Origin of the sequence: Paraburkholderia sp. UCT2 (assembly GCF_014397665.1) — a bacterium.
GTDB classification, from domain to species: Bacteria; Pseudomonadota; Gammaproteobacteria; order Burkholderiales; family Burkholderiaceae; genus Paraburkholderia; species Paraburkholderia tuberum.
Genome location: NZ_VZQO01000010.1, coordinates 90,388 through 107,631, shown reverse-complemented (window position 1 = coordinate 107,631; position 17,244 = coordinate 90,388). Strand labels below are relative to the sequence as shown.

General features: G+C 63.5%; 16 protein-coding genes and 1 pseudogene. 3 read left to right on the top strand and 14 right to left on the bottom strand.

Annotated elements, in window-relative coordinates:
* Positions 1–30 precede the first annotated feature (30 nt).
* From F6X39_RS11055 to F6X39_RS11035, 5 genes are all read right to left on the bottom strand, one after another.
* Positions 31–585, bottom strand: a complete 555-nt coding sequence (locus F6X39_RS11055) for a carboxymuconolactone decarboxylase family protein (protein WP_187616689.1) — start codon at positions 583–585, stop codon at positions 31–33.
* Positions 586–617: 32 nt separating this feature from the next.
* Positions 618–1,946, bottom strand: a complete 1,329-nt coding sequence (locus F6X39_RS11050) for an aspartate aminotransferase family protein (protein WP_187616637.1) — start codon at positions 1,944–1,946, stop codon at positions 618–620.
* A gap of 5 nt (positions 1,947–1,951) precedes the next feature.
* Entirely contained in the window at positions 1,952–2,272 is a 321-nt protein-coding gene (locus F6X39_RS11045) for a hypothetical protein (protein ID WP_410450036.1), read from the bottom strand.
* A gap of 132 nt (positions 2,273–2,404) precedes the next feature.
* Positions 2,405–3,259 (bottom strand): MurR/RpiR family transcriptional regulator, encoded by an 855-nt coding sequence (locus tag F6X39_RS11040; RefSeq protein ID WP_187616636.1) that lies wholly within the window; start codon positions 3,257–3,259, stop codon positions 2,405–2,407.
* 62 nt (positions 3,260–3,321) lie between these two features.
* Complete coding sequence (locus F6X39_RS11035) at positions 3,322–4,062, bottom strand: haloacid dehalogenase type II (protein ID WP_187616635.1); 741 nt, start codon at positions 4,060–4,062, stop codon at positions 3,322–3,324.
* A 92-nt stretch (positions 4,063–4,154) separates the two neighbouring features.
* On the opposite strand from F6X39_RS11035, the gene F6X39_RS11030 reads away from it, so the two are divergent.
* Together F6X39_RS11030 and lhpH are read left to right on the top strand one after the other, a co-directional pair.
* On the top strand, positions 4,155–5,276 hold the full coding sequence (locus tag F6X39_RS11030) for a branched-chain amino acid ABC transporter substrate-binding protein (protein WP_184039676.1): 1,122 nt from the start codon (positions 4,155–4,157) through the stop codon (positions 5,274–5,276).
* A 28-nt stretch (positions 5,277–5,304) separates the two neighbouring features.
* Positions 5,305–6,312 (top strand): trans-3-hydroxy-L-proline dehydratase, encoded by a 1,008-nt coding sequence (gene lhpH / locus F6X39_RS11025; protein WP_187616634.1) that lies wholly within the window; start codon positions 5,305–5,307, stop codon positions 6,310–6,312.
* Between the two features lie 133 nt (positions 6,313–6,445).
* Here lhpH and F6X39_RS11020 read toward each other — a convergent pair whose 3' ends face one another.
* The 4 genes from F6X39_RS11020 to gltA form a co-directional block, all read right to left on the bottom strand.
* Entirely contained in the window at positions 6,446–7,117 is a 672-nt protein-coding gene (locus tag F6X39_RS11020) for a hypothetical protein (RefSeq protein ID WP_187616688.1), read from the bottom strand.
* 61 nt (positions 7,118–7,178) lie between these two features.
* Positions 7,179–7,805, bottom strand: a complete 627-nt coding sequence (locus F6X39_RS11015; RefSeq protein WP_187616633.1) for a DUF429 domain-containing protein — start codon at positions 7,803–7,805, stop codon at positions 7,179–7,181.
* On the bottom strand, positions 7,802–10,081 hold the full coding sequence (locus F6X39_RS11010; protein WP_184039787.1) for an amylo-alpha-1,6-glucosidase: 2,280 nt from the start codon (positions 10,079–10,081) through the stop codon (positions 7,802–7,804). Before F6X39_RS11010 ends, F6X39_RS11015 begins: the two co-directional genes overlap by 4 nt.
* Positions 10,082–10,425: 344 nt before the next feature.
* The gene (gltA, locus tag F6X39_RS11005; RefSeq protein ID WP_187616632.1) at positions 10,426–11,724 is read right to left on the bottom strand and encodes a citrate synthase; all 1,299 of its coding nucleotides are present in this window, start codon (positions 11,722–11,724) and stop codon (positions 10,426–10,428) included.
* A gap of 385 nt (positions 11,725–12,109) precedes the next feature.
* Between gltA and F6X39_RS11000 the strand changes: the two genes are divergently transcribed.
* On the top strand, positions 12,110–12,511 hold the full coding sequence (locus F6X39_RS11000; protein WP_184031255.1) for a hypothetical protein: 402 nt from the start codon (positions 12,110–12,112) through the stop codon (positions 12,509–12,511).
* 62 nt (positions 12,512–12,573) lie between these two features.
* Here the strand turns inward: F6X39_RS11000 and F6X39_RS10995 are convergent, their stop codons facing one another.
* The 5 genes and pseudogenes from F6X39_RS10995 to F6X39_RS10975 form a co-directional block, all read right to left on the bottom strand.
* Positions 12,574–13,434, bottom strand: a complete 861-nt coding sequence (locus tag F6X39_RS10995; protein ID WP_410450033.1) for an alpha/beta fold hydrolase — start codon at positions 13,432–13,434, stop codon at positions 12,574–12,576.
* Positions 13,435–13,698: 264 nt separating this feature from the next.
* Positions 13,699–13,992 (bottom strand): contact-dependent growth inhibition system immunity protein, encoded by a 294-nt coding sequence (locus F6X39_RS10990; RefSeq protein ID WP_187616631.1) that lies wholly within the window; start codon positions 13,990–13,992, stop codon positions 13,699–13,701.
* Positions 13,989–14,824: pseudogene (locus F6X39_RS10985) on the bottom strand (RNase A-like domain-containing protein). The gene F6X39_RS10990 and the pseudogene F6X39_RS10985 overlap by 4 nt, the downstream one beginning before the upstream one ends.
* A 354-nt stretch (positions 14,825–15,178) precedes the next feature.
* Positions 15,179–16,231 (bottom strand): rod shape-determining protein, encoded by a 1,053-nt coding sequence (locus F6X39_RS10980; RefSeq protein ID WP_187616630.1) that lies wholly within the window; start codon positions 16,229–16,231, stop codon positions 15,179–15,181.
* A 189-nt stretch (positions 16,232–16,420) separates the two neighbouring features.
* Positions 16,421–17,083 (bottom strand): alpha/beta hydrolase, encoded by a 663-nt coding sequence (locus F6X39_RS10975; protein WP_187616629.1) that lies wholly within the window; start codon positions 17,081–17,083, stop codon positions 16,421–16,423.
* Between the last annotated feature and the right edge of the window lie 161 nt (positions 17,084–17,244).

Below are 17,244 nucleotides of genomic sequence, written 5' to 3'. Positions count from 1 at the left end.
CCGCTGCGCAGCCGCTCGTTGGCAAAAGCGCTATTCGGGAAACGGCAGGCTTTGCTGCCCCAATGCGCGCATGTCGAACACGTTCAGCGTCATCGCGACCAGCGCGTAGTAGCCGAGCAGGCCGACCAGGTTCATCACGACCTGATGCCCGAAACGCCCGACCGCCTGCGCATACGTCGCGGCCGTCACGCGCTTCGTCTCGTACAGTTCGCTCGCGAAGTCGTAGATCAGCGCGTCGTCGGCATCGGCGAACTCGGGGCGGCGCCCCTGGCGGATCGCCTCGGCGTCCGCTTCGCCGACGCCCGCCTGCAGCGCGATCGGATAGTGGATGTACCACTCCGCCTGGGCCTGCCAGCGCGAAGCGGTCACCAGAATCGCGAGTTCCGACAGCCGCAGCGGCAGCCCGGTCTGGTAGCGGCAAAACGCGCCGAGGCGTTGCGCGTGCTGCGCGAGCTCGGGGCTGTGAATCCAGCCGAGGAAAGGCCCATTCAGGTTGCCGCGCGGCCCGGACAGGATTTCGTCGAGCACCGCCTTCTGTTCGGGCGTGGCAGTGGACATGTCGAAGTGAGGCAAGCGCTCGGTCATCATCGTTCTCGCAAAAGGCGGTGGGTCGAATCTCAGCGGGCGGCGAGCGACGCGCCGATCGCATCGCTGAGGCGGCTGACGATCTCGTCGATGTCGCGCTCCGTGCAGATGAACGGCGGCGCGAGCAGCACGTGGTCGCCGCTCCTGCCGTCGACGGTCCCGCCCATCGGATACACCATCAGGCCGCGTGCGAACGCTTCGCGTTTGATCGTCGCGTGCAGTTTCAGTCTGGCGTCGAACGGCTCTTTGGTAACGCGATCCTTGACGAGTTCGACGCCGACGAACAAGCCGCGCCCGCGCACGTCGCCGATATGCGCATGTTGCGCATAGTGCTCGCGCAGCCGGCCGCGCAACTGCTCGCCACGCGCCTGCACGTTCGCCAGCAGATCGTCTTCCGCGATCACGCGCTGCACTTCCAGCGCGGCCGCGCACGCGGTCGCATGGCCGATATAGGTATGGCCATGCTGGAAGAAGCCGGAGCCGCCGACGATGGTCTGATAGATGCGGTCGCTGACCAGCGTCGCGCCGATCGCCTGATAACCCGCGCCAAGGCCCTTGGCGATGGTCAGCATATCGGGCGCCACCCCGTCTTCGTCGCACGCGTACAGATAGCCGGTGCGGCCCATGCCCGACATGATCTCGTCGAGAATCAGCAGCACGCCGTAGCGGTCGCACACCGCGCGGATCTTGCGGAAGTATTCGCGCACCGGCGGCACCGCGCCCGCCGTGGCGCCGACCACCGTTTCCGCGACGAACGCCGCGACCGTGTCCGCACCGAGCGCGAGAATCTTCTGCTCGAGTTCATCGGCGAGACGCTGAGCGAACGCTTCTTCGGTTTCGTCCGCGCGCTGCTCGCGATATGCGTAGCACGGGCTCACGTGATGCGCTTCGATCAGGATCGGCAGGAACGGCTCGCGGCGCCATGCATTGCCGCCGATCGCGAGTGCGCCGAGGGTGTTGCCGTGATAGCTCTGCCGACGCGCGATGAAATGGCGCCGCTGCGTCTCGCCCTTCTCGACGAAATACTGGCGCGCGAGCTTGAGCGCCGCCTCGATCGCCTCCGAGCCACCCGACACGAAGTACACGTGCTCCAGTCCGGCCGGCGCGCTCGCGACGAGCCGGTCGGCCAGTTGCTCGGCCGGCTCCGTCGTGAAGAACGACGTGTGCGCGTACGGCAACCGTTGGGCTTGCCGCTTGATCGCGTCGATCACGCGCTGGTTGCTGTGACCGAGGCACGACACGGCTGCGCCGCCCGACGCGTCGATATAACGCTTGCCCGTGGAGTCGATGATTTCGATGCCGTCGCCCGCGACGGCCACCGGCAAGGATTGCTTCGGAGAGCGATGAAAAACGGTGGACATGATGTTCAGTTCCTGGTGAGGGCGGCGGGCGCTGAAACGCGGGCCGGTTCGGGCGTCGCGCATGCGACGAAAGTGTCGAACGCGCATTGCCTCTGGCGATACGCTTTCATCGACACACCAGCGTTGCCGATTTCGAACAGCGCGGTGGCGAGGGTGTTTTCGTCGTCGGGATCGTGAGGATCGTCGCGGTAGATCGGCAAGCCCGACGGCGCGCGATCGTGCAGTACGTCGAGCAGGGCCGCCGGTTGCAGCGGCCGGCCGCGGCCGGGCGATTTCGCCGAGCCGGTAGCCGATGTCGTACGGCTCGCCGCTGACCTGAAAAACACTGAATTCCTGCATCGACGCCACGGGCCGCACCATATTCAACAATCGGTACGTATTTATACGCTAATACAACATTTGTTGTCAAATGCCGTTGAACGATATCGAGCGGAGCGCGGCGTGCCTCACGCAATCGCTCAAGGCACGTACGCGCCCTTCGCATGTAACGATTGTTCGGCGAGCGCAAGCTGCTCGAGCGCATCCGCGCCTTCGAGCGCGAGCAAATGCGCGACCAGCGCTTCGGCGATCGCGGTGGCGGCCACCAGCGACGGAAAGAACGACGGGCTTTCGTGCGAGAAGATCAGTACCTTGTCGGCGTTCAACGCGATCGGCGACACGGCGCTGTCGGTGATGGCGATCAGTTTGCTGCCTTTTTCGAGCGCGGCCTCGGCGACGCGCGCGGCTTCGACCGAATACGGCGCGAAGCTGATGACGATGGTCGCGCTGTCGCGCTCGATCGTGCGCAGTTGCATTTCGAGCGTGCCGGCCTCGCCGTTGAGCAGCGACACCGACGGACGAAACAGCCGGTAGCCATAGACGAGACCGAACGCCACCGCGTAACACGAGCGGAAGCCCGCCACGTGCACGTGCGACGCACGCCGCAACACGCGCGCGGCCTCGACGATCACGCGGCCGTTATGCGCGGCGGTCGTTTCGAGATTGTGCTGCTGCGCGACGAGAAGATCGTTCGCGAGCGCATCTTTCGATTTGACCATCGAGCGCGCCCGGCTCGTCAACGGCTCGGGCCGCGTGCGCACGCGCGCGACGAACAGATCGCGCAATTCGTTCCAGCCGGGAAACCCCAGTTGCTGCGACAGCCGCACCAGCGACGCGGGCTGCACCTGCGCGCGCTCGGCCACCTTGCGCATCGACGACACCGCGACCTCGTCGGGATGATCGAGCAGGAAGCCCGCTCCCATCTGGAACTGCGGGCTCAGGTCGGGAAAGCGCGCCCGAATCAGGGCGACGAGCTGATCGAAGCTGTCTGGCATGGTGAGGTGGGTCGGCGCCGAGGTGAGAGATGACAACAAATGTTACCACCGGGCAGGCGCGTTCAACGGCGCGAAGATGCTCGGTTCCCCAGCGCTTCCCGATGCGCGTCGACGAAGTCCGCCATGCTGTCGAAGCGGAAGTCGATGTCAGGCTGCGAGCCCGGGTTCATCGTCGCGCCAAAGCCCGGCTGCGAATGACGGCGGTAAATCCAGCACGATGCCAGGCCGAACTCGTTTGCGGCCTTGTGGTCATGGAAGAGGCTTTCTGCCGTGTGAAGAATTTTTTCCTTCTTGATGCCGCGCTGATCGAGCTTCTGAAGCATGTACTCGAAGTTGCGCGGCGACGGCTTGTAGGACCCGACGTCCTCCGCTGTGATGACGGCGTCGAACTCAACCTGCAGCCTGGCGTTGCTGAAGGTGAAACTTTCGTTGTCGATGTTCGACAGGATGACCAGCTTGTAGTGCTTCTTCAGATATTGCAGCGCGACCGCGGAATCGGCGAATGCCGGCCAGTTTCTGATCGACTGGCCGTACGCTACGCATTCTTCGTGTGTATAGGGCAGGCCCCACTCTTCAGCCATGCGCTTATATACGATGGGAAGCAGTTCCTGATAGCGCTTCGCAGGGGTGAAGTTCTGCTGCGACGACTCGTGGCGAGCGTGCGCTTCGAGAACCTGGTCACGCGTGAGCGGTGTCCTGGCTCGCTCCAGCAGAGGCCTCAGGCCTTCAAGGATGCCACTCTCCCAGTCGATCAAGGTGCCGTAGCAGTCAAAAGTCAGTGTATCGAAATCGGTCAGTTTCACGACTCCTCCTGTCGGATGGCGTGCTCAAAGGTTGAACCCATGCCGAAGCGGAGCTAATCTGGTCAAACACGGGTCCAATACCTGGAGACTATATGCGCCACCTCGTCCTAACAATGGCTGTCTTAACAGCCGCCGGCATCACCGCATCCGCCAATGCTCAATCGGTGGTCACCCTCGGTCACTCGGCTCCGCTTACGGGCCCCCAGGCGCCGAACGGAAAGGACAACGAGAACGGCGCCCGCCTTGCTATCGATGAACTCAACAAGAGCGGTGTCACGGTCGCTGGCCAGAAGGTAACTTTCAAACTGGACTCCGAGGACGACCAGGCAGATCCGAAGGTTGGCGTTCAGGTCGCGCAGAAACTCGTCGACAGCGGCGTGATTGCTGTCCTCGGCCCGTACAACTCAGGTGTGGCTATTCCGGCATCGCGCGTCTATAACACCGGCGGGGTACCGATGCTGCCGGTTGCCTCCAATCCGGCGCTGACGAAGCAAGGCTTCAGGAACATCTTCCGTATCGGCGCGAGTGACGAGCAGCTAGGCGGAACGATGGGTCAGTTTGCGGCCAAAACATTGAAGGCCAAGACCGCCGCGGTGATCGACGATCGCACGGCATATGGGCAAGGTGTGGCCGAGCAGTTCGTCAAAGAGGCAAAGGCAAATGGAATTCAAATCGTGGACCAACAGTTCACGAACTCGTCGGCGACTGACTTCCTCGGGATTCTCACCAGCATCAAGGCCAAAAATCCGGATGTCGTCTTCTTCGGCGGATACGCTGCTCAAGGCGCGCCGATGGCCAGGCAGATGCGCGCACGCGGACTGCGAGCCAAGCTGCTTGGCGGTGATGGCATTTGCTCGGCCGACATGGGCAGGGTTGCCGGTGACGCGGCCTCTATCGTGTATTGCGCCCAGGGCGGCATCGCGCTCGACAAGACCCCAGCCGGCCGTGAGTTTCTGCAGAAATACAAGGCCGCGTTCAACACCGACACGCAGGTTTATGCGGTCAGCTACTACGACGGCGTAAAACTGCTGGCCGATGCGATGGTCAAAGCGGGAACCACGACCGACAAGGCAAAGCTCACCGCCCAGTTGGCAAAGACCAACTATAAGGGCGTGGCAGGCACCTACTCTTTCGATGAAAACGGCGATCTGAAGGGCGCACCCACGACCGTCTATGTGATCAGAAACGGCCTTCCGGTGCCCTACGGGCAGTGACGTTCAATCGAGTAACCCCAACGCATACATGAAAATCACTCGCACTATTTCGACAGTCGAGGTCCATACCGGCGGCGAAGCGTTCCGTATCGTGACGAGCGGGCTTCCTCGTCTTCCCGGTGACACCATCGTCAAGCGTCGAGCGTGGCTGAAGGAGAACGCCGACGAAATTCGTACCGCGCTGATGTTCGAACCGCGTGGTCATGCTGACATGTACGGCGGATACCTGACCGAACCCGTTAGTCCCACGGCAGACTTCGGAATCATCTTCGTCCACAACGAGGGTTATAGCGACCACTGCGGACACGGCGTTATCGCGCTGTCTACCGCGGCGGTCGAGTTGGGCTGGGTTCAGCGCCAGATTCCCGAGACGCGAATCGGCATCGACGCTCCATGTGGCTTCATCGAGGCGTTCGTGCAATGGGATGGTGAACACGCCGCCAACGTACGCTTCGTCAACGTTCCGTCGTTCGTCTGGAAACGGGATGTCACGGTCGAGACGCCGTCGTTTGGCACGGTAAAGGGTGACATCGCCTTCGGTGGTGCCTTCTACTTCTATACGGACGGTGCGCCGCACGGTCTCGCAGTCCGGGAGTCTTCTGTCGAGGAACTGATCAAGTTTGGGGCCGAGGTCAAAAAAGCTGCAAACGACGCGTACCCGGTTGAGCATCCCGATATCCCGGAAATCAACCACATCTACGGGACCATCATTGCCAACGCGCCACGGCACGAAGGCTCGACGCAAGCCAACTGTTGCGTGTTCGCCGACCGTGAAGTGGACCGTTCGCCCACCGGCTCAGGGACGGGCGGACGCGTCGCGCAACTCTATCTGCGCGGCGAACTGGCGAGCAACGAGACGCTCGTCAATGAGTCCATCATCGGCACGGTCTTCAAGGGGCGTGTACTCAGTGAGACGACCGTCGGCGACTTCAAGGCCGTCGTCCCCGAGGTCCAGGGCAACGCATACGTTTGCGGTTTCGCAACCTGGATCGTGGACGAGCGTGACCCGCTGACTTACGGTTTCCTCGTCCGATAATCGGTTCCTTGCAGTCGCTTTTAGCGCGGAACGCCGTGACAGGCATTCCGCGTTGTTTGATTGGCGAATCGCGCGGCCCGACCAGTAGGTCAAAGCGCGGCTTCGGGCGCGAGGCCAGCGCGTTGGCATCACCTCATCGCCCGTTCTTACCTTGCGTCTTCTTTGCGGTCGCTCTGCTTCGGTTCCGAAGCGCGAAGAACACACCGGCTCCGAGCGCGACGAGCAGAACCACGATCAGGCCGCCACTGATGCCGCTCATGCCGGTCATGCCACGAGATTCGCTCTGGCTGGGCGCCGCCGAGGCAGCCACGGGCGCGGAAGCCTCCGCCGCGACGGGCTGCGGAAGCGCCACACCGGCGGCACTCCCTTGACGCACCAGAGAAGCCTCCGATGTCGGCGAGGCCTGGGACACCTGAGATGCATCAGACGCGGATACGGCTGGAGGCGCTTCGGGATTGGGACCGACAGGTGCCATCGCCGTTTCCGAGGCCGTCACGACAGACGCGGCCGGCTCAGGCGCGGCCGCCTGTGGAGCGACGTCGACGGACCGGGCCATCGCCTTCCACTGCGCGAACACCCCATCCACGCAGTGCACATCGATACAGGCGTTTCGCGCCTGCCGCCACTTCGCCAGTTGCGCGGAAGAGAGTTTCCCGCTGCTCAGAAGAGCCTGTTGCTGCGCGAAGATGTCGTCGTACTCGTTGTTCAGGATCGCGTGATCGCAAATGACGCGCTCAGCGGGTTGCTGCGAGGTTGCACACTGAATGTCGTTCGCCGATGCCGCGGTCGAACCCAACGCCGCCATGGATAGCAGCAATACTCCGAATCGTCGTGCCAGGTGCACCCGTCCTCCCAGAATGTGAGTGTCAAAGTCCAGGCACCACGATGAATCCGCCTGGCTCGTCACCATATGTATCGACTCTGCCTTCCAGCAGATACCGTGCCGCCAACGCGCATAGCGCCGCGTCGACGTCGTCGATCGAAGTCAGCGACGCTGTTGCGATACCTTCCCGTTCGAGGATTGCCCGGCGCTGCGGACCCTTTTGCTTCGCGGATGCGACGTCCGTCCCGAGGAAAGCGCACGTGATCGCGTGGGGAAATGTCTCGAAGCACACGCGGCCATTGATTTTTTCGCCGCCGCTGAAAAGCGGAAAGTGCGCGACGAATGCGTCGTAGACGCGCTCGCCGTTGAACATCCATCCATAGAAGCCGCTGTTGCTGGCGATCGCCGTTTCGCGAGCCGGTGTCGCAAACGAAAAGATTCGCTGCCGCGCGAGCGCCTTCTCGGCTAGTCGTCCTGCGGCGCCTGTTCGCCAACGACACGGCGCATCGATGCCGACCGCCGCCACCCCGAATGCGCGACACCGTTCCAGCATCTGTTCGGGGGTCGCGTTGCCGAGATGGCTCACGATCTCGGTGCCGCGCAGGACGACCAGATGGTTTCCCTTCCGGTCGCCGCCAACATCGATGCCCGCTACCGTGGTCGGCGTCAAAGCAGCGCCACCACCCTCACATCGCCCTGCTCCGCCGACGCCACCACCTTCTCGCCGATCCGGCGGAACGTGATCGACACCGACGCATCCCCGACCCGCAGATCGCTGACCTCGAGCCAGTCGATACCTTCGGGCAGCATCGGCTGTTCGATCAGCACTTCGCGGCGCTCGGCGTCGATCGTGATGCCCAGACACGCCTCGAGCATCATGAACGGCGAGCCCGCCGCCCATGCCTGCGGCAAACACGCGACCGGATAGGCCGTGGGCGGCTCGCCGCGGCGTCGCGGGAAGCCGCAAAACAGCTCGGGCAAGCGCATGTCGAAATTGACCGCGGCCTGGAACAGCGCCTGCAGCAGCTTCACGGCCGACGCCTTGCCGCCATAGCGTGACAGCCCTCGCGCGCACAGCGCGTTGTCGTGCGGCCAGACCGAGCCGTTGTGATATGCCATCGGATTGAAGCGCGCCTGGCTCGCGGCCAGCGTGCGCACGCCCCAGCCGGTGTGGAACAGCGTCGAGTCGAGCGCCCGCACCACCGCCTCGCCGCGCTCGCGCGTGGGCAGGCCGAACGCCAGCAGATGCCCCGCGTTCGATGCCATCACGCGACACAACTCGCCATGACCGTCGAGCGCGATGCCGTAAAAGCCGACCTCGTCCATCCAGTACTTTTCTTCGACGCAGCGGCGGATCTTCTTCGCGCGCTCCGCGTATTGCGCGGCCGCGTCGCGCAGGCCGCGCAGCTTCGCGTAGTGAGCCATCGTGTCGAACGCGGCGCTCGCATAGGCCTGCACTTCGACGAGCGCGATCGGGCCGTCAGGGAAGCGCCCGTCCGCATGGAACACCGAATCGTGACTGTCTTTCCAGCCCTGGTTCGCGAGGCCGCCATCCGATTCGCGCTGGTAATCGAGCAGCCCGTGCCGGTTTTTGTCGCACACGCCCGCGACCCACTGCGCCGCGCGTTCGAGCGCCGGCCATAGTTCGTCGATCAAGCCGACGTCGCCGGTGCGGGCCGCGTAGGCGCCGGCCAGCACGATGAACAGCGGCGTGGTGTCGACACCGCCGTAGTACAGCGCGAACGGGACTTCGCCGGCCGCGGCCATTTCGCCCTTGCGCATCTCGTGCATGATCTTGCCCGGCGCGGCGTCGCGAAACGGCGAGTTCTCGCGCGCCTGATGCTCGGCGAGAAAGCGCAGCACGCCGGCTGCGAGATGCGGTTGCAGCCACAGCGTTTGCAGCGACGTGATCACCGCGTCGCGGCCGAACGGGGTCGAAAACCATGGGATGCCCGCGTACGGGTACGGGCCGGTCGCGAGATCCGTCGTCAGCAGGCCGAGGTCGGCGAACGAGCGGTCGATCCACGCGTTGAACAGCGGATTGCTCGAACGCACGCGCGCGCTCGCGTTGCGTCGCTCGCGCATCACCAGGTGCGCATCCACCATTGCCGCGCGTACCGCCGTGCGGCCGACGCGCGGGCGCTCCGCATCGATCTGCGAGAGATGCGCTTCGCTCAACGCATGCATCGGCTGCGACACGTCGGCGCCGGGCTTGCCGGTCATCGGCACGACGTGCACCGCTATCGACAGATAGATCGACACGCATGCCTGCGCGGGCAGCTTGACGGTGTAGTCGGCGCGGTCGGCGAACAGCTTGTCCGGCTGCGGCGAGAACGCGATCCGCACGTTGCGCGCCACGTCGTCGAGACCGATATAGCCGAGCAGCACCTCCTGATTCTCGATGCGCGCGGGCTGCACGCGACCCTGTTTGTCGCGCTTCAGGCCGCGCACTTCGAACATATCGCGGAAATCGCTGGAAAACGAAATCGACAGCGGCACGGTCGCATCGTGCGTGCCGTAGTTCGTGAGCTCGATCGCCTCGTTGAGCACGGTGCCCGACAGCACGCGCACACGCTCGACGTGGATCACGCCTTCGGGCGTGCTGTCGCCGCCGAGCGGCGGCAGCGGGCGGTTGGTCAGATGCGCGGTGAAACTGGTGTTGTCGCTGCTGACGCTGCCCGACAGCAGCGACGGCGCGCGGCCGCCGAAGGTCAGGCGCAGTTGCGACATCACGCGCGTATCGTTGACGAACAGGCCATCGTCGTGGCCGGTGATATCGCCGAGCGGATCGTTGACGATGAAGGTGTCGCCCGACTTGAGCACGTGCTGCGTAGCGCTCGCGACGTTAAGGTTTTCCGTCGGGATGAAAACGCCGTCCTGCTCGGGCTCGCGATGATCGACGCCGCCCGAGTGGGTCAGCCCGCCGAGGGCTTCTGGCTGCTGTATCAAGGTCGCTCCTATGGATTCGCTGCTGCGTTTGGTTGCACTTCGGGTCTCGCCTCGGATCGGCCGCCGGATTGCCCGGTTGCCCCGTCACCCGGGCCCCGGTTGGCCGGCCCCCGGTAGGCCGGCCCCCGGTAGGCCGGCCCATCCGATTGTAGAGGCTCTTTCCGCGTGAGACGAGCTTATCGCCTCGGAGTTTCGGCTTTTTGGGCCGTTTTTTGACGGCGTTTTCGGTGGCACGGGACGTGCAGGCGGCAGGATACGCGGAACGTAAAAAAACCCACGGCCTCGTGAGCCGTGGGTTGGCGACCGTCGTTGAACGCGTTGTCGGGCGTCTATCCGGCCTGTTACCGCTTCGCGACCGGCTTCGCTTCACGCAGCGTCTCGCCGATGAACAGCTGACGCGGACGGCCGATCTTCTGCTCGGGATCGGCGATCATTTCGTTCCACTGCGCGATCCAGCCGACCGTGCGTGCCATCGCGAAGATGCAGGTGAACATCGACGTCGGAATGCCCAGCGCGCGCTGCACGATGCCCGAGTAGAAGTCGACGTTCGGGTACAGCTTGCGCGACACGAAATATTCGTCTTCGAGCGCGATCTTTTCCAGCGCCATCGCGAGCTTGAACAGCGGGTCGTCGTGCAGGCCCAGCTCTTCGAGCACTTCGTGGCAGGTTTCGCGCATCAGCTTCGCGCGCGGATCGTAGTTCTTGTACACGCGGTGGCCGAAGCCCATCAGCTTCACGCCCGAATTCTTGTCCTTCACCTTCGCGATGAAGTCGGGAATGTTATCGACCGAGCCAATCTCTTCCAGCATGGTCAGCGCGGCTTCGTTCGCGCCGCCGTGCGCCGGGCCCCACAGACACGCGATACCGGCCGCGATACACGCGAACGGATTCGCGCCCGACGAACCGGCGAGACGCACGGTCGACGTCGACGCGTTCTGCTCGTGGTCCGCGTGCAGGATCAGAATGCGGTCGAGCGCGCGCACCAGCACGTCGTTGACCTCGTACTCCTCGGCGGGATTCGAGAACATCATGCGCATGAAGTTCGCGCTGTACGACAGGTCGTTCTTCGGATACACGAACGGTTGACCGACGCTGTACTTGTACGCCATCGCGACCAGCGTGGGCAGCTTCGCGATCATGCGGATCGCCGATACGTCGCGATGCTGCTGATTCGTGATGTCGAGCGAGTCGTGATAGAACGCGGACAGCGCGCCGACCGCCGCAACCAGAATCGCCATCGGGTGCGCGTCGCGACGGAAGCCGCGGAAAAAGAAGTGCATCTGCTCGTGCACCATCGTGTGCTGCGTGACGGTGTTCTCGAACCCGGCTTTCTGCTGGGCGTTCGGCAGTTCGCCCTTCAGCAGCAGGTAGCAGGTTTCGAGGAAGTCGGCGTTCTGCGCGAGGTTGTCGATCGGGTAGCCGCGGTAGAGCAGTTCGCCCTTGTCGCCGTCGATATATGTGATCTCGGAGTTGCACGCCGCCGTCGACATGAAGCCAGGATCGTATGTGAATTTGCCGGTCTGGCCGTACAGCTTGCGGATGTCGATGACGTCGGGGCCCAGCGAGCCCTGATAGATCGGCAGATCGATGGTCTGGTCGCTGTCGGAAAAGCTCAGCGTTGCGTGTGACTTCGAGTTCATGTACGTCTTCCTTTTGCTTGATACCGCACTCGCGCCGGCATGCATCGCAGTCGTACGGCGAGGCGCGACATCGGCGCTCCCGAAGAAGTACGGGCATGCTCAGGCTCCGCTGCGCATTCTACGGGTCGGCGTGTCGTTGATTGCGTCGATTGATCGCAACAGTCCATCTCCGTGGGCGCAACATTCGTTGTCGGCACGCGGCGGGTGCATCGCGATGCCGATGAAAGTTGCACGAAAGTCGGAACACCAGCCGCAACAATGTTTTGCTGCCAGCACACTGCGTCGGGCGGGATCCATCTGCGATACTCAGTCCGTGCATTGATGCTTGCGGCCCGCGATTCGAAGCGGGTTTTTTTGATCACACAGAAAAGCAGGACGAATACAAATGAATGTCTCTCTCGAAACGCTGTTTCCGGATCATGTCCATACCGAAGACCACACGGTCACCGCGCTGAATCATCAGGATATCGTCGTCGCGTTGTCGGCGGCGCTGAAGACGCAGGACGTCGCGGTGCTGCACATGCTCTATCCGCGCACCGACGCGCGCACGCATCGCAGTCTCGACACGCTCGTCGACGTGCTGCATGGACACGGCCTGCATGAAGTCGCGGATCTGATCGCGCAGGAAGCGCACTATCTGTTGTTCAAGGACCCGGTGAAGGCGTGGAAGGTGTTCCACGAAATCCGCAACGACTCGCTCGCGATCGGCGTACATCTGTACTATCACGGGCTCGTCGGCGAGGCGGCCGAACGCGCGCTCGACAAGGACGCGCATCGCAAGGCCTGATGCAGTAACGGGCGATCGGCGGCGCGCGCCGGCCGATCGCCCTTGGTCTTCGCTTCACTTGCTCAGCGCGCGCTCATCGCCTGAATGAAATCATCCACGTAACGATTGAACGCGGACGGATGCGCGAGGTTCATGCCATGCGACGCACCGCGTACCGTTTCGCGGCGCGCATCGGGCAACCATCCCAGCAACGCCGTCACCGTGCGGTGGAACATGTCGGGACTCTTCTCGCCGTCGATCAGCAGGACCGGGCAGCGCAGAACGGCCGCGTCCTCGGGCACGTAGGCGGGTAGCGGATCGCGGAATTGCCGCGCGAGCGTGTGCGCGTTGTCCGTCGCCATGCGGCGAAAACCCGGGGTGCTCATCGCCCAGAAGCCGGGGCGGCTCACCGAATCGACGAACAGTTGCAAGCCTGCTTCGACCTCGCCGCTTTCGATCAACCGAGCCGCTTTCGCACGCAATGCGTTGACCGTCTCCGGCACGCTCGCGGGTGGACGTCCGGCGATCTGCAGCGGGCCGCCCGGATCGGCGAGCGTCAGCGTGCGCACGTGTTCGGGATGGCGTCGCGCGAAATGATAGGCGACGCAGCCGCCGCGCGAATGCCCGACCACATGCGCGGGCCCCGCGCCGAAACGCGCGATGAACTCCGCCACTTCATCGGCGTGGCTGCTCCAGCTGAACGGCAGGTCCGCCGCGCTATCGGTCACTGGCCAGTAATGCGTGAGACTGACCGCGACGCAGCGATAGCGCTTCGACAGTCCGGCCAGTTGGGGCTGCCAGTAGCGGTAGTCGCACAAAGAACCGTGCACGAACAGCAGCAAGTCGCCGTCGCCGGCCTCGACGTAAGGCACGCGCAAGCCGCTGCGTAGTCCGATGAAGGATGGCGATGACGACAGCGACGAAGCGGAAACGGATTGATTCACGGGTGATCGACGGACAGCGCGGCATCGGCGCGCGAATGCGGGCGGAGCCGGCAACAAGCATTGGAAATGAGCATATCGGCGTCCCGGAAAATGGGACGCGATGCGTATTGTCACATAAGGGTCAGCGACGCGTCGGGCAGGCAACTGCCAGGTGCCCCGACCAAGCGCTTATTGAGCACCCACGAAAAGAACGAATTGCGCGAACATCGCCGCGCATGCATGCGCCGGAGGGCATCAGACCAACCACGCGTCGCGACACGGGGACTAGTCACTCAGGAGCCGCTTCAATTCCTCAAGAAATGAGGTGGTGGTATAGCCCCAAAGAATCGGATTGAAATTGAATCCATAGGTTTCATAGAATTTCTTGTCGAGACTTTCGCCTGCTTCTTTTTTGATTTTGTCTATTTCACCTAGCGCCTCTGCAATTTCTTCTGGTGAACTATCGCGTTTGTAGCACGATACAACCTCCTCCAAAGTATCACCCCAAAGATCGCTGTCCTGGTTGAGATATCCCCCGAACAGGACATAGAACTGGGGATATGATTCTTCGTTCATCATTTCAGTAGATTGGACGTCAAAATGTAATACGGCATGCCATTGTATTCTTCATATTTCAAGACAACCTGAACCGTACTCATATCCTTTAATTGCCCGGTTTCTCGGAGAACTCCATACCCTGCAGTTTTTCCCACATTATCAAACAAAATTAAAACTTGCCTCGGATTTGATTGAGCCCAATTCCTGATTTTCGCTGTGTTGGATTCCATAACCTTGGAGATCGCCCATTCCGCCGTCGGTAAATCCCTAAACGACGATACTACGTCTCTTTTGGGTTCCAAGCGCAGCCTCTCCCGCAACTGCTCGACAGTCTTCCCTATATGTTTTTCTATTGTGTGCCCACCGAGCCCCGGATTGAGCGCCTTCGCCCCGTGCATTTGCAGATTGATCCGGCCCATCGTAATGCTGGCCGCGCGGGCAGCCTTGATCGAGCCAGCAAAGCTGAACGGCACGATCATATCCAGTGACAGGCCGATGTTGTTCGCCATGTCGGGGCTGGCTTTCACCTTCTCCGCCAGCTTCGTTGTGCCTTGCTGAATGAGCGTACTGGTATCCTGCGCGGTCCAGACCTGTCGCAGACCGCCGCCGCGGTATCAGAACCATGTACGCCGAACACCACGCACCCGGCCTTGCTTGCCATCGTCGGTTCCGGCAGCACACATAGAGCCGCTGCCCCGACCATTTCCAGCACTCCGCCGACAATCTGCAAACCGCCCCACAGCCGGTTGGAAAGCATCTCGGTGGGGCTGATCGACCGGCGGGAGAGCACCGCCGACAGTTGCGGCGCACTGAGCACCACGCGCACGCCATCCGCATCCTGCTGATACGACATTCCGAACTCCTCTGTAACTGTTGGGGCTGCCAAGCTAGCAGGCGACCACAGGGGTACGGAATGGGCGATGGATGATTTTAGGGTTTCGTTGCGATCAACCAAATGTCACCATTTGTGCGCATCGGAATGCACATCGCGACAAATGGTCGGCGCGGCTCTATGTGTGCTGAGGCAGCCAACGTTGGCAAGCAAGGCCGGGTGCGTGGTGTTCGGCGTACGTGGATCAGATACGGCGTCGGCGGGTTTGCGTCAAATCCGGACGCGCCAGGATACGGCCACACTGACCCAGCAGGGCATCTGCGATGGAATGGGGTGGAATGCAATTTGGCAGTCACCCAAGCCCTTATCCACCGCTCAAGCGTCCCCGGCTTCGTCCACCCACCCCGCCGCGGCCGCCGCGCCCGCGCCACGCACCGCGCAGGTCAGCGGTTCGTCGGCGACGTGCACGTCGAGGCCGATTTCCCGGCTCAAACGCCGCCCCAGATTGCGCAGCAGCGCGCCGCCACCGGTCAGCACGATGCCCTTGTGCGCGATGTCCGTCACGAGTTCGGCGGGAGCCAATTCGAGCCCGCGCTTCACCGCGCCGATCACCTGGCTCAGCGGCCCTTCGATCGCCTCCGAAATATCGCGGTTGCTCAACTGCACCGTGCGCGGTAGCCCATCGTCGACGCTGCGGCCGGTTGCGTTCATCTGCTCGAGCGGCACGTCGTGCACGGCCGAGCCGATGGCTCTCTTGACGTGCTCGGCGGTCTGCTCGCCGAGCAGCACGCCATACAGATTGCGCACGTAGCCGATGATCGCCGCGTCGAAATTGTCGCCGCCGACGCGCACCGAGCCACTATACGCGGTGCCGCCCAGCGCGATCACGCCGACCTCGGTGGTGCCGCCGCCGATGTCGACCACCATCGAGCCGGTCGGGTCGCCCACCGGCAGGCCCGCGCCGAGCGCCGACGCGAGCGATTCGCCGATCAGGCTGACCTTCCACGCGCCAGCCGCCTCGGCCGCTTCGCGGATCGCGCGGCGCTCGACGTGGGTCGCGGAGGCCGGCACGCACAGCGTGAATACCGCGCGCCGGCTGAAGAGCGAACGCGGCCGCGCCATGTCGACGAATTGCTTGATCATGTGTTCGGCGGCGGAGAAATTGGCGATGACGCCGTGGCGCATCGGCCGCACCGCTTCGAGGTTGCGCGGCACGCGGCCGAGCAGCTGGCGCGCCTCGGCGCCGATCGCGGCGATCCGCTTCGACCCGCTCGCGGGCTGCCTCTCGAAGCACACGACGGACGGCTGGTTCAGCACGATGCCGCCGTCGTCGGTATAGATAAGGGTGTTGGCCGTGCCGAGATCCACCGCCACGGCGTGGCGGAACAGTCGCTCAAAGAGCGGGTAATGCGGCGTCGGTCTGGCCATATGCAGGCTCTGATGTGTCGTTATGCGCCGTCCAAGGCGGTCTGGAAATGCGCCCCCGGTACCCCGAAGCCGCGCGACACGCCCCGCTGGGCGTTGCGCTTCCCGCGCGGCGGGGGTGATTTTCAAGCTATTGCCCATATGACGGCAAGCCCATCAGAATCTTTAGGGCCACTTTCTAGTGGGTTTGTGTCAATCGCGCGACAGCTCGCCCAGCGCGCGTTCCAGCGCATCACGGCCGAGCGCGACGCCGTCGGCGGTGATCGTGTGGCCGACGCCGGGCAGCACGTAGGCGTCGACCGCATAGCCGGCGGAGTTGAAAGCGTCGGCCGCGGATTCGAGTTCGCGCACCGGGATCACCTCGTCGTTCTCGCCGTGGACGAGCGTGAGCGGCGTCGCGCGGTTCGACGACACGATCGGCGAGGCGAGCCGCCCCGAATACGCGACGACGCCGGCCGCGCCCTCAACGCTCGACGCGACGTGATGCAGCGCCATGATCGAACCTTGCGAGAAGCCGACCAGCGCAAGCCGATCGAAAGACAGCTGCCAATGCGCGAGCTCGGCGTCGAGCACGCGGCGCAGCGCCGGATAGGCGGCGGCGACGCGCGCCTCGCGGTTCGCCGCGCCGACGTCGCGCAGGCTGAACCACTGGCGGCCGCCGAAGCCGCCGTCGAACGGATCGGTGCCGTCGAGCGACGCGAACGCCGTGCCGGGCAGGTCCTCGCTCCAGATGTCGGCGAGCGGCATCAGATCGCGCGCGTTGCTGCCGACGCCGTGCATCAGCACGACGAGGCTCGTCGCGGGCGCGTTTTGCGGCGCGCGCCGCCAGCCGTGTTCGAATTGTTGCCAGCTCATGGTGGGGTCCTTTTTTCCGTGGGATTGGGTGTACGTTTCGGCCTTTGCTGACGCAACCTCAGCCGCGAGCATACGCCGCGTGCCGCGTTCGCGCCGTCGGGCGCCGCATCGGCTGCTGCCGTGGCCGGCGCCGCCCGGCGATTGCGGGTATGCTTTTGCGC

Bases quoted from the DNA above. Each gene is read 5' to 3' on its own strand.
- F6X39_RS11055 (WP_187616689.1), bottom strand. From the start codon at position 585: ATGACCGAGCGCTTGCCTCACTTCGACATGTCCACTGCCACGCCCGAA.
- F6X39_RS11050 (WP_187616637.1), bottom strand. From the start codon at position 1,946: ATGTCCACCGTTTTTCATCGCTCTCCGAAGCAATCCTTGCCGGTGGCC.
- F6X39_RS11040 (WP_187616636.1), bottom strand. From the start codon at position 3,259: ATGCCAGACAGCTTCGATCAGCTCGTCGCCCTGATTCGGGCGCGCTTT.
- F6X39_RS11030 (WP_184039676.1), top strand. From the start codon at position 4,155: ATGCGCCACCTCGTCCTAACAATGGCTGTCTTAACAGCCGCCGGCATC.
- lhpH (WP_187616634.1), top strand. From the start codon at position 5,305: ATGAAAATCACTCGCACTATTTCGACAGTCGAGGTCCATACCGGCGGC.
- F6X39_RS11020 (WP_187616688.1), bottom strand. From the start codon at position 7,117: ATGGCGGCGTTGGGTTCGACCGCGGCATCGGCGAACGACATTCAGTGT.
- gltA (WP_187616632.1), bottom strand. From the start codon at position 11,724: ATGAACTCGAAGTCACACGCAACGCTGAGCTTTTCCGACAGCGACCAG.
- F6X39_RS11000 (WP_184031255.1), top strand. From the start codon at position 12,110: ATGAATGTCTCTCTCGAAACGCTGTTTCCGGATCATGTCCATACCGAA.
- F6X39_RS10990 (WP_187616631.1), bottom strand. From the start codon at position 13,992: ATGATGAACGAAGAATCATATCCCCAGTTCTATGTCCTGTTCGGGGGA.
- F6X39_RS10980 (WP_187616630.1), bottom strand. From the start codon at position 16,231: ATGGCCAGACCGACGCCGCATTACCCGCTCTTTGAGCGACTGTTCCGC.
- F6X39_RS10975 (WP_187616629.1), bottom strand. From the start codon at position 17,083: ATGAGCTGGCAACAATTCGAACACGGCTGGCGGCGCGCGCCGCAAAAC.